Consider the following 11,151-nt stretch of genomic DNA (forward strand, 5'->3'; position numbering starts at 1 on the left):
GATTTCAGTGCACTGTACCCGTAAGGGTGATTCTTGCCCGGAGTCCATTCGTGTGGAAGCGGGGCCGGCTCGGTCGCCGAAACCCGGGCACCGGTCTATCCACATAGCTCAAAAAACCGTTGCCACCTACACGCCCTGATGGTTCGATGGGGATCATGGCTACCGCAGAGAGTTACCTCATCGCGATCGGGACAAAGAAAGGCCTCTGGCTCGCAAGCAGCCCGGACCGGAAAGAATGGTCCCTCTCCGGCCCGCACTTCCTGATGAGTGAGATTCCCAGCATCGGAATAGACACACGAGACGGCAAAACACGGATCATGGTGGGCGTGCGATCCGAGCATTGGGGTCCCACCGTTGCCCACTCCGACGACCTCGGCGCAACATGGACCGAACCCGAGCAGGGCGCCATCAAATTCCCGGACGGCACTGATGCTGCCCTGGAGCGCATCTGGCAGATATACCCGGACTCCGACTCACGCCCCGGCGTTGTCTGGGCCGGTTGCGAGCCCATCTCAGTATGGAAATCAACCGACGGCGGCGAGCACTTTGAACTGAACCGCGGGCTCTGGGACCACCCCCACCGCGGCGAGTGGGGCGCCGGCTACGGCGGAGCGGCGGCACACTCCATCGTGGTTGATCCGTCAGGCGAGAAGGTCCACATCGCCATGAGCACGGGCGGTGTTTACAGATCGCTCGACGGCGGCACCTCCTGGGAGCCCCGCAACAAGGGAATTTCGGCCTACTTCATGCCCGATCCGAATCCCGAGTTCGGCCAGTGCGTTCACAAGATCGCAGCGGATGCCGCCGTCGAGAACCGTTTGTACGCGCAGAACCACCACGGCGTGTACCGCACGGACGACGGCGGCGAGAACTGGGACTCAATCGCGGAGGGGTTGCCGGCAGACTTTGGGTTCGTCATGCTGACTCATCCGCGCCGGGAAGGCACAGCATGGGTGATCCCGTTGAAGGCGGACGGTGAACGCATCCCGCCGGACAGCAAGCTCAGCGTCCACCGCACAGACGATGCCGGCGGAACGTGGAAGGAACTGCACACGGGCCTCCCGGACCACGAATACAACGCCGTGCTCAGGGACGCCGCTGCCGTGGACACCGCCGAACCCACCGGCGTGTACTTCGGAACCCGCGGAGGCGCTGTGTATGCCAGCGCTGACGAGGGCGAGACTTTTACTGAAGTGGCATCGCACTTGCCGGACGTGCTCTGCGTGCGTGCCGCCGTCGTGGTTGGTGTCCCGGCCGACAACGAAACAAAAGCCAGCGCCCCGGTGCCCGGGTAGGTGGGTCGTGGCTGACTTTACGGTCCTGTTGCCCGGCGTCCTGCAGCCGCTCGTCGGCGGACAGTCCTATCTGACTGCGTCCGCCGACGGGGCTGTGACCGTTGGACAGCTGCTGGACTCGGTGACCGGAGATTATCCGGTGCTGGCCAGGCGCTTGCGTGATGAAACCGGGGCGCTCCGCCGCTACGTGAATATTTACGTGAACGGTGACGAGATCCGGCGTGTGAAAGGTCTTGAAACGGAAGTTGCGGCAGGCCAGGAGGTCTTGATCATCCAATCCGTGGCCGGCGGCTGAGTGGAGTTTGGGGTCGAGCCGGATCAGGCGACGCGCCAAACACTGCATTCATCGGTATTGATGGCTTTCCGCATTCCGGTGGCGTGGTCCATGATCCACACCACGCCAATTCCCGGCGCCGTTTCCTGGACGCGCCCGCGGCGGATCACTACGTCATCGTAAGCGGGCCCTACGGACAGCCGGGCTTCGATTTCGTCCCCGCGGTGGAGCTGGCTGATAGCGCGTATTCGTGTTGTGTGAGTGGTGGCTTCCTTCAGCATGGTGTCCTCCTGGCTGGAGCTGGTGCCTGCACTTGCCGGCTATTCCAGTGTGGCGCGGCAATGTTGCCACGGTATTTCGGCCCGGTTAGGGTCCCGTTAGCATTCCGGGATGGTTGGGTTTCCACATGGCCCGCCACGCCTGCCGGGCTTGGCACCTACCCGGCTGTAGCCTGATCCCGGTTGTTGAGTCTCACAGCAACCGCAGGCTCCGTCCCCGGGGAGATCGAATGGGTGCGCTACGGCGAACAATTGCGTTGTCTACAGGCTTGGTGGTGTTTGCTACCGGCCTGTTTTTCGTACAGACCCCCGCAACGGCTGTGCCGTTGCCCGGACCGGACAACCCGAACGTCCAGTTCGTGGAGGGGACGCCGCACTCGGAGCATACGTTCGAGAATCCGCCCGAGCGTGCCACGCCGTTCAATACCGCTCCCGACGCCGGCGCGGCAGCGGCCGGGCCCAGCGGCGACATCCGGGTACGGCTGGTCACGGCCAAGTTGGCGGACAACAGCAACACGGTGTCCATGGCCGGTGCCGAGCAGGCTGTGGCTGCGTCCAGCAACTACTGGAAAGCGATGACGGCCAACAAACTGTCCATGACGGTGAATACCAAGGTTGCCGGCCACCAGTCCAAGGCCAAGTCCACGGATAGCTACAGCACCATCATGTCCACTATCACCAGCGAGCTGAATTGGACGGCCAGCCCGTACACAGCACTGGTGATTTTCATTCCCACGTCCACGCTGTCCGGTAACGCCCTGGGAGCCGGCTACAGCAGCGGAAGCTACAGTGGCCGCGTCCTCCTGCCGCAGATCAGCGGGTTCACTAACAACGTGATGAGTCACGAGTTCGGCCACGTCATTGGCCTGATGCACGCGGACGCGTTGCAGTGCGGCAGCGGAGCGTCCGACGTCGGGGTTGACGGCAACGGCCGGTTCACGGATCCCTCGTGCTACATCCGGGAGTACGGCGACACCACGGACATCATGGGTGCTGCCCAATTCGAATCGCCCGTGGTGAGCAGCTCGCTCTGGGACTATGCCGGGCTCGGCCGGGGAGATGAGATCCGTGATGTTGGCGTTGCCACGGGCGCCAAGACCTACACACTGAAACCTTGGGGCGGAACCGAAGCCCAGCGTGCCATTAAGTTCACGGATCCCATCAGCAAAGAGGTCTACTACCTGGAGCTGCGGCAGGCTGCCGGTTACGACAGCTACCTCGACGACTCCGGCAAGCCAGCAGGAAACAGGGGCGTCAAGATCGTCCAGCGCGGCGGAGCCACCATCGCTTCGTCCCTGATCCTCATGCCGTCCACCAAGCCATTCCCGGAACCTTGGTACGCCACCAACCACGCATGGCAGGCCGGCAGCACTTTCACTACTTATACCGGCACGCAGGTGACCATCAATTCGGTGTCCGCAACGCAAGCGTCGGTCACTATTTTTGCCGATCCCAAGCTCACAATGAAGATCCGCTTTTCGGTGGGCGACTTCGATGGCGACAGGCTCGCCGATGTCTTCTCCCGCGAGGCTGACGGCTCACTGATGCTCTACGCGGGCCTGCCCGGCCACAGACTTGATAACCCCCGCAAGATCGGCTCGGGGTGGAACATTTTTGACGCCATTACCGGCATGGCGGACTTCAATGGTGACGGCCGCAGCGACATCCTGGCACGCACCAGCGATGGCGTCCTGTGGCTGTATCCGGGCGACGGAAACGGGGGTTTCCTCGCCAAGCGGCAGATCGGATCCGGCTGGCAAGGCTTCTCCAACCTCATTGGGGTGGGGGATTTTGACGGCGATGCACGGCCCGACCTCATGGCCACCAAACCGGACGGCAGCCTGTGGCTCTACCCGAGTGACGGCCAAGGCGGTTTCCGTACATGGTCGCAGATCGGCTCGGGCTGGAATGGTTTCACCAGCATCACTTCCGACGGCTCTTTCGCCGGCGCCGGAGCCGGACTGCTCGCACGGGCAAGCGACGGCACTCTCTACCTGTACCCCGGCAATGGCTGGGGTGGCTTCGTGCCGCGTGTCGCCGTCGGAACTGGTTGGAACGCCGTGGGCGACATCGTGAGCGGGCAAGACTTCACAGGTGACGCGAAGTCGGATGTCGTGACGGCGACGTCGTCGGGAACCATGCGCCTCTACCCGGGCGACGGTTCTGGGTTTGCCGAACGCCTGGCTATTGGCGCCGGGTGGAACCAGTTCAGCCAGGTGTGGGAGGCAGGGGATTTCGACGGCGATGCTGTCGCGGACATTCTGGCGCGCGGCACCGACGGCGTGTTGTGGCTTTACCCCGGCAATGGTTCAGGTGGTTTCCTGCCGCGAGTCCAGCTGGGATCGGGTTGGGGCACGTTCACTTCGGTACTCAGTGCGGGAGATTTCGACGGCGATAGTCACCCGGACCTTGTGGCGCGCAGTTCCGATGGAGTGTTGTGGCTGTATCCAACGGATGGCCGCGGCCAGTTCTTGGCCCGCAAGCAGATCGGCACGGGGTGGCAAGGGTTCACGCAGCTGCTCGCGCCGGGTGATTTCTCCGGTGACGGCAAAGCCGATCTTGTGGCGCGTGCTGCCGATGGAAGCTTGTGGCTTTACCCGGGCAACGGCGCGGGTGGATTCCAGCCGTGGCGGCAGATCGGCACCGGTTGGAACATCTTCAATTCAGTGATGCAGGGCGGTGACTTCAACGGTGATGGCCGGGAGGACATCCTGGCCCGCGGAAGCGATGGCTCACTCTGGCTCTACCCGGGCAACGGCAGCGGCGGCTTCCTGGCGCGGGTGGCTTTGGGGGCTGGATGGAACATGTTCACTACCTTCGCCGCCCTGGGCAATGGTTTTACTGGGACGGGCAATCCTTCCGTAGTTGGCGTGGCCGGCGACGGGACCCTGTTCCTTTACACCGGCACTGGTCAGGGGGCGTTCCAAACGGTGGTGCTGGACCCGCGGTAGCTTCCGGGGATTGCGCTCCTTCCCGCTTACCTCCCTCCGCGCCATGGTTCGGACATCGGAAAGCCCGGAATGTCAGGGGACATTCCGGGCTTTCCTGTTGCTGGCGCCCACTAAGTGGGCAGGAACGCTGCGGCTACTTGTGCAGGCCGAGTTGGGTGGTGGGGGTCTTGGCCGATTCGCGGGCGGTCATGGCCGAGACAGCTGCGATCACGCAGATCACCGCGGTGAAGATGGAGATCTGGACCCATCCGCCGGGCTTGGTGCCACCCAGGGCAGTGACGATTGCCGGGGCGAAACCTGCCATGAGGAAGCCCAACTGCGTGCCGATGGCCAGGCCGGAGAAGCGGACCTTGGTGCTGAACATTTCGCCGTAGAAGGAGGGCCACACTGCGTTTGCTGCGGCGTATCCGAACGAGAAGAACACCACGGAGACCAGGAACATCAGCGGCACGTTGCCGCCTTCGAGGGTCAGCAGGAACACCGGCGTCATGATGGCGCTGGACAAAGCTCCGTAGATGAAGACGGGCTTGCGGCCGATCTTGTCCGAGAGCATGCCGAACAGCGGCTGGGTTCCCAGGGCTACGACGTTGGCCGCCACCACCAGCCACAGCGTGATGGTGCTGTTGACGCCTGCAACATCTTGGGCGTACTTGATGGCCAACGTTCCAAAGACCGTGCTCACGGCGGCGATGAAGGCACAGCAGACTACGCGGAGAACATCGCGCCAGTGCAGCCTCAGGAGATCGGCAACGGGGAGCTTGGAGATTTCATTGTTCTTCTTGGCCTCCGCGAAGGCAGGCGGCTCGTGGAGGGTGCGGCGTATGAAGAAGGCAACCAATACCACCACTGCGCTGAGCCAGAACGGGATGCGCCAACCGATGCCGTACTTGATGTCGTCGGGCAGTGCCACCACCGGGATGAACACCAACGCAGCCAGGATCTGGCCGCCCTGGGTGCCGGTAAGGGTCCAGGAAGTGAAGAAGGAGCGGCGGTTGTCCGGGGCGTGCTCCAACGTCATTGAGGAGGCGCCGGCCTGCTCACCAGCGGCAGAAAGTCCCTGGCAGAGACGGGCGAATACCAGCAGGACGGGTGCCCACCAGCCGATGGTCTTGAAGTCCGGGAGGCAGCCGATCACGAACGTGGCGGCACCCATGAGGACCAGCGTGAACATGAGGACTTTTTGTCGGCCAATGCGGTCACCGAAGTGGCCCAGGATCACAGCGCCCACGGGGCGGGCAACGTAAGCGAAGCCGAAGGTCGCGAACGACATGATGGCTGCGTTGGCATCGGCAGACGGGAAGAACACATGCGGGAAGATCAGGGCTGCGGCCGAGCCGAAGATGAAGAAGTCGTAGTACTCAACGGCGCTGCCAAGGAAGCTGGCAAGCGCGGCTTTCTTGGGAGTTCCTGCGGTGGTTTCAGTGCCTGGCGTCGCTGACGGCATTGTTTGACTCATGAGGGGTTCCTTCTGTGACGACGATGTCGCGGATCTTGCTTCGGTGGGAAGACCAGAGCGAGGTGCGGCCGGATCATCCCGAAAGTAACCACATGGTGAGAGCTACTTGTGCAATACAGCAATAGTGGCTGTGAGTGGGGTCACTTGTCAAGAGAAGTCCCCACCATCTAGAAATAGCTCTCACTATGTGAGAGCATCGAGGTATGAGTGTGAAAGAGGACACAAAGACCGACATGGTCGGCAAGGCCCTGAGCCTGCTGGTACTTCTGGGCAATGAGCCGCGTGGCGCAAGTGCGGCCGATCTGGCCAGGAGTGCCAGCCTTCCGTTCAGCACCACCTATCGCCTGCTGGGTTCGCTCACCCGTGACGGGTTCGTGGACTACGAGCCCGATGGGCGCCGTTATCATCTGGGATTGCGTGTCTTCCAGCTGGGTCAGCGCGTTTCCAACCACCACGGTTTTGCCGCGACAGCGCTGCCGGTCCTCCAGCGAGTCACCGAGCGCACCCATGAGGCCACCATCCTGTCCGTCCGCGACGGCAACCACCACCTCACCGTGAACAAGGTGGATGGCCCCAAGACCTTCCGCGTCACCAGCGACCCCGGGCACTTGGGCGCCTTGCACACCACTTCCGTGGGCAAGGCACTCGTCGCGTTCGAAGAAGAGGTCGAGCGGAAGCGACTCCTGGAAGAGCTTCCTCTGGATCCGTTGACCGAGCACTCGATCACCGACCGGGACAAGTTCCGGGCCGAAATCGAACAGGTGCGCCGCCAGGGATACGCCGTGATGGATGAAGAAAACGAGATCGGCATGCGCGCTGTTGCCGTCCCGGTCCTCAACTCCCAGGGTCACGCCTTCGCCTCACTCGCCGTCGCAGTGCCGGTCTTCCGCCTCACCATGGAGGAACTCATCGCGCACGTCCCCACCCTGCAGGAAGCCGCGGCTGAGCTCGCGGCCCGCCTGCCCCAGCGCTAACTCAACTGACTGGCATGAGTGGTTGTTTTCAGCGCTCAGAACAACCATAAATGCCAGCTAGTTGGGTGTGGATCGCCTTGATGTTCGCGATAAGAACAAGCGTGCGGAATATGAACACTTGTAGTAATCTAAATAACACCCGGTCAGGCGGCGCCCCAGAAAAGCGCCAAACGCCCCGGGTGCTGAAGTCAAAGGAGCTTTAGGATGAGCAACCGAGCCGAGTCCGTTCTGGTGGGCCTCATAGGCGAAGGGGTCATGCCCTCGCTCACGCCGCCCATGCACGAACGCGAAGCCGATGTGCAGGGCCTTCGCTTGCTGTACCGCCCCCTCGACCTGCTGGAACTCGCATTGCCGGCCACCGCCGTCGGAGACCTCCTCACAGCGGCCCACCGCATGGGCTTCAACGGCCTGAACATCACGCATCCTTGCAAGCAGCTGGTGCTTGAACACCTTGACGAAATTTCCGACGACGCCCGTCGCCTGGGTGCCGTCAATACGGTCCTGATTCAGGACGGTCGGTTTACCGGCCACAACACGGATTTCTCGGGCTTCGGCTCCGCGCTCGCCGACGGTCTCCCGAATGCCAAGCTGGACCGCGTTGTCCAGCTCGGTGCGGGCGGTGCAGGTTCCGCCGTCGCCTATGCCCTCCTCAAAGCCGGCGTCAGCACGTTGAACCTCGTGGACATGGACCCGGCACGGGCTGCGGAACGGGCCGCTGAACTTGGCGGCCTCTTCCCGCAGGCCACAGTCACCGCGCACGCCCCCGCAGAACTCGGCGACATCATGCCCCTTGCCGACGGTCTGGTGCACTGCACCCCGATCGGCATGGCCGCCCACCCGGGACTGCCCCTCGACATCGAACTTCTGGAGCCACGCCAGTGGGTGGCTGACATTGTCTACCGCCCGATTGAGACGCAACTCGTCCGCGAAGCGCGGGCAAAGGGCTGCGACGTCCTCGACGGCGGCCGGATGGCAGTCGGTCAGGCGGCTGACGCTTTCCACCTCATCACAGGCCGCGAGGCCGACCGCGAGCGGATGCGGGCACACTTCCTGGAACTCATCGCAGTGGAGGACGCCGCGGCTTCGCTGACCCCCGAGCTGACGAAGGCAGGCCACTGATGCGCACCGGAATCGCCACAGTCTGCCTGTCCGGCACGCTGAAGGAGAAGATGCAGGCCTGCGCCATCGCGGGTTTCGATGGCATCGAGATCTTTGAACAGGACCTCGTCACTTCACCGCACAGCCCGGAAGAAGTCCGGAAAATGGCTGCCGACCTTGGCCTGGGCCTTGATCTCTACCAGCCGTTCCGCGATTTCGACGGCGTGACCCCGGAGCTGCTCAAGGCTAACCTCCGCCGGGCCGAGGCCAAGTTCAACCTCATGGAACGTCTGGGCATGGACACCATCCTGGTCTGCTCCAACGTGGCCACCGCAACCATCGACGACGACGAACTCCGCGCCTCCCAGCTGGCAGAACTTGCAGAACTGGCCGGGGATCACGGCGTCAAGGTTGCCTACGAGGCCTTGGCTTGGGGCAAGTACGTCAACGACTACGAGCATGCGTACCGCCTGGTGGAGATGGTGGACCACCCCAACCTCGGCACCTGCCTGGACTCGTTCCACATCCTTTCCCGCGACTGGGACACCGCGCCGATCGAGCAAATCAACGCTGAGAAAATCTTCTTCGTCCAGGTTGCCGACGCCCCGAAGCTCTCCATGGACGTGCTGTCCTGGAGCCGCCACTACCGGGTTTTCCCGGGTGAGGGACAGTTCGAGCTCGCCAAGTTCATGGGACACGTTGTCCGTGCCGGATACACGGGCCCGGTCTCCCTTGAGGTCTTCAACGACGTCTTCCGCCAGTCGGACACCGAACGGACCGCCGTGGATGCCATGCGCTCCCTGATCTGGTTGGAGGAGCAGAGCGCCAAGTGGCTCGCCAGCACCGCTGCGGAAACAGGAACTGAGACCGCCGGGGGCAACGGCAGTGCGTCCCGCCGTCGTTATCCCATGGAACTGGCCACGCTGCCCAAGGTGAACGAGCCCGCCGGCTTCAACTTCGCCGAGGTCAAAGCGGACGACACCGCGCAGCTGGAGAAGCTCCTGGGCCAGCTCGGCTTCGAGTTCGAAGGCCGCCACCGCACCAAGGACGTCCAGCTCTGGACCATGGGCCAGGCCCGCGTGATCATCAACGAGCAAGCAGCCTCGCACTCGGAACCGGCTATCGCCGCTTTGGGGTTCGACGTCGACTCTCCGGTGATTGCCTCCGCTCGGGCCCAGCAACTCAAGGCGCCAGTGGTTGCTCGCAAGGTCCAAGCCGACGAGGAAGTCTTCCAAGGCATCTCCGCCCCGGACTCCACCGAGATTTTCCTGTGCCAGGGCAGCCCCGATGGCACCGCTGCGTGGACGCATGAATTCGGCGAAGGGCTGGAGCACTCCGCAGCGCAGCGAAACGCCGTGATCGACCACGTGAACCTGGCCCAGCCCTGGCAGCACTTCGACGAAGCTGTGCTCTTCTACACCAGCGCGCTGGCCCTGGAACCGCAGCCGTTCGCCGAGGTCCCGAGTCCCAGCGGGCTTGTCCGCTCGCAGGTCATGGAGACCAGCAACGGCGCGGTCAGGCTGGTCCTGAACCTGGCACCCGCCCAGCAATCCCAGGAAACGGCACGCAAAACGTACCAGGAACACATCGCCTTCGCGGTGGACGACCTCGTGGCTACGGCCCGGTCCGCCCGCGATCGTGGCCTCGAGTTCCTGCAGATTCCCGCCAACTACTACGAGGACCTGGACGCACGGTTCGATCTTGAACCCGACTTCCTGGCCACTCTCATGGAGCTCAACCTCCTGTATGACCGGGACGCCAACGGCGAATTCCTCCACTTCTACACCGCCACCGTGGGCAGTGTGTTCTTCGAAATGGTGGAGCGCCGCGGCAACTACGACGGCTACGGGGCGCCCAACGCTCCTGTGCGCCACGCTGTCCAATACGACTCGCTTCACCGGGTTTAGACCCGAAACCAAAGAGAACCATCAACCGAAAGGAGCCGGCCGTGCCGCAAGAACAGTCAGCACAAGCGCTCGAATCCGAGGAACTCGTGCCGCCCGCAGAGGCGCATGCCGCGCACGTTTCCCCCAAGAAGGTGGAAACCCAAGCCGATCTCAGTGCTGAGATGAAGGGCATCAGTGACCGCTACGCCGAGGCACTGAAGAACGGCCGGGGCCCGGAGACCATGCCGCGCCTGGACTACGCACCGTACCGCAGCAGCATCCTGCGTCACCCCACCAAGAACCTGCACCACGCGGACCCGGAGACCATCGAACTCTACTCGCCCGCTTTCGGTCACCAGGACGTTCACGCGCTGGAGTCGGACCTGACCATCCAGCACAACGGCGAGCCCCAAGGGGAGCGCATCATCGTCGCCGGCCGTGTCCTTGACGGTGACGGCCGCCCGGTGGCCGGTCAGCTTGTGGAGATCTGGCAGGCCAACGCCGCCGGTCGCTACATCCACAAGCGCGATCAGCACCCCGCGCCTCTGGATCCCAACTTCACCGGCGTCGGCCGCTGCATCACCGGTGATGACGGCTCGTACAGCTTCACCACCATCAAGCCCGGTGCGTATCCGTGGAAGAACCACCTGAACGCCTGGCGTCCGGCGCACATCCACTTCTCCATGTTCGGCTCGGAGTTTACGCAGCGCATCGTCACCCAGATGTACTTTCCGGGCGACCAGCTGTTCCCGCTGGACCCCATCTACCAGTCGATCGTGGACCAAGATGCCCGCGACCGTCTCGTGGCGGAGTACGACCATGAGCTCACCAGCCCCGAGTGGGCGCTTGGCTACAAATGGGACATCATCCTGACCGGTTCCAAGCGGACCTGGACGGAAAACGAAGCATACGGCGACGCCGGGGACGAGGAGTAGGCAC

General features: G+C 63.2%; 9 protein-coding genes. 7 read left to right on the top strand and 2 right to left on the bottom strand.

Annotated elements, in window-relative coordinates:
• The first annotated feature begins 146 nt into the window (after positions 1-146).
• Both AC1RJY_RS12590 and AC1RJY_RS12595 read left to right on the top strand, forming a co-directional pair.
• Positions 147-1,295 carry a WD40/YVTN/BNR-like repeat-containing protein gene (locus tag AC1RJY_RS12590; RefSeq protein ID WP_014923236.1) on the top strand — a complete coding sequence of 383 codons (1,149 nt, stop codon included), beginning with the start codon at positions 147-149 and terminating at the stop codon, positions 1,293-1,295.
• 7 nt (positions 1,296-1,302) lie between these two features.
• Positions 1,303-1,590, top strand: coding sequence for a MoaD/ThiS family protein (locus AC1RJY_RS12595; protein ID WP_011776643.1), 288 nt, complete (start codon positions 1,303-1,305; stop codon positions 1,588-1,590).
• Between the two features lie 23 nt (positions 1,591-1,613).
• On the opposite strand, the gene AC1RJY_RS12600 is transcribed toward AC1RJY_RS12595, so the two are convergent.
• Positions 1,614-1,850, bottom strand: a complete 237-nt coding sequence (locus tag AC1RJY_RS12600; RefSeq protein ID WP_011776642.1) for a hypothetical protein — start codon at positions 1,848-1,850, stop codon at positions 1,614-1,616.
• A 227-nt stretch (positions 1,851-2,077) separates the two neighbouring features.
• Between AC1RJY_RS12600 and AC1RJY_RS12605 the strand changes: the two genes are divergently transcribed.
• Positions 2,078-4,798, top strand: a complete 2,721-nt coding sequence (locus tag AC1RJY_RS12605; protein WP_498602412.1) for an FG-GAP-like repeat-containing protein — start codon at positions 2,078-2,080, stop codon at positions 4,796-4,798.
• 133 nt (positions 4,799-4,931) lie between these two features.
• Here AC1RJY_RS12605 and AC1RJY_RS12610 read toward each other — a convergent pair whose 3' ends face one another.
• Positions 4,932-6,254, bottom strand: a complete 1,323-nt coding sequence (locus AC1RJY_RS12610; RefSeq protein ID WP_043470869.1) for an MFS transporter — start codon at positions 6,252-6,254, stop codon at positions 4,932-4,934.
• 203 nt (positions 6,255-6,457) lie between these two features.
• On the opposite strand from AC1RJY_RS12610, the gene AC1RJY_RS12615 reads away from it, so the two are divergent.
• The 4 genes from AC1RJY_RS12615 to pcaH all read left to right on the top strand — a co-directional run bounded on the left by AC1RJY_RS12615 (position 6,458) and on the right by pcaH (position 11,147).
• The gene (locus AC1RJY_RS12615) at positions 6,458-7,228 is read left to right on the top strand and encodes an IclR family transcriptional regulator (RefSeq protein WP_043470868.1); all 771 of its coding nucleotides are present in this window, start codon (positions 6,458-6,460) and stop codon (positions 7,226-7,228) included.
• 204 nt (positions 7,229-7,432) lie between these two features.
• Positions 7,433-8,347 carry a shikimate dehydrogenase gene (locus AC1RJY_RS12620; RefSeq protein WP_014923232.1) on the top strand — a complete coding sequence of 305 codons (915 nt, stop codon included), beginning with the start codon at positions 7,433-7,435 and terminating at the stop codon, positions 8,345-8,347.
• Positions 8,347-10,233, top strand: coding sequence for a bifunctional sugar phosphate isomerase/epimerase/4-hydroxyphenylpyruvate dioxygenase family protein (locus tag AC1RJY_RS12625; protein WP_498602413.1), 1,887 nt, complete (start codon positions 8,347-8,349; stop codon positions 10,231-10,233). The genes AC1RJY_RS12620 and AC1RJY_RS12625 overlap by 1 nt, the downstream gene beginning before the upstream one ends.
• A gap of 41 nt (positions 10,234-10,274) precedes the next feature.
• Entirely contained in the window at positions 10,275-11,147 is an 873-nt protein-coding gene (pcaH, locus tag AC1RJY_RS12630) for a protocatechuate 3,4-dioxygenase subunit beta (RefSeq protein WP_043470866.1), read from the top strand.
• The last annotated feature ends 4 nt before the right edge of the window (positions 11,148-11,151 follow it).

The organism is Arthrobacter sp. GW822-FHT05G07, from assembly GCF_058799755.1.

Bases quoted from the DNA above. Each gene is read 5' to 3' on its own strand.
- AC1RJY_RS12605 (WP_498602412.1), top strand. From the start codon at position 2,078: ATGGGTGCGCTACGGCGAACAATTGCGTTGTCTACAGGCTTGGTGGTG.
- AC1RJY_RS12620 (WP_014923232.1), top strand. From the start codon at position 7,433: ATGAGCAACCGAGCCGAGTCCGTTCTGGTGGGCCTCATAGGCGAAGGG.
- AC1RJY_RS12625 (WP_498602413.1), top strand. From the start codon at position 8,347: ATGCGCACCGGAATCGCCACAGTCTGCCTGTCCGGCACGCTGAAGGAG.
- AC1RJY_RS12615 (WP_043470868.1), top strand. From the start codon at position 6,458: ATGAGTGTGAAAGAGGACACAAAGACCGACATGGTCGGCAAGGCCCTG.
- AC1RJY_RS12600 (WP_011776642.1), bottom strand. From the start codon at position 1,850: ATGCTGAAGGAAGCCACCACTCACACAACACGAATACGCGCTATCAGC.
- AC1RJY_RS12610 (WP_043470869.1), bottom strand. From the start codon at position 6,254: ATGAGTCAAACAATGCCGTCAGCGACGCCAGGCACTGAAACCACCGCA.
- AC1RJY_RS12590 (WP_014923236.1), top strand. From the start codon at position 147: ATGGGGATCATGGCTACCGCAGAGAGTTACCTCATCGCGATCGGGACA.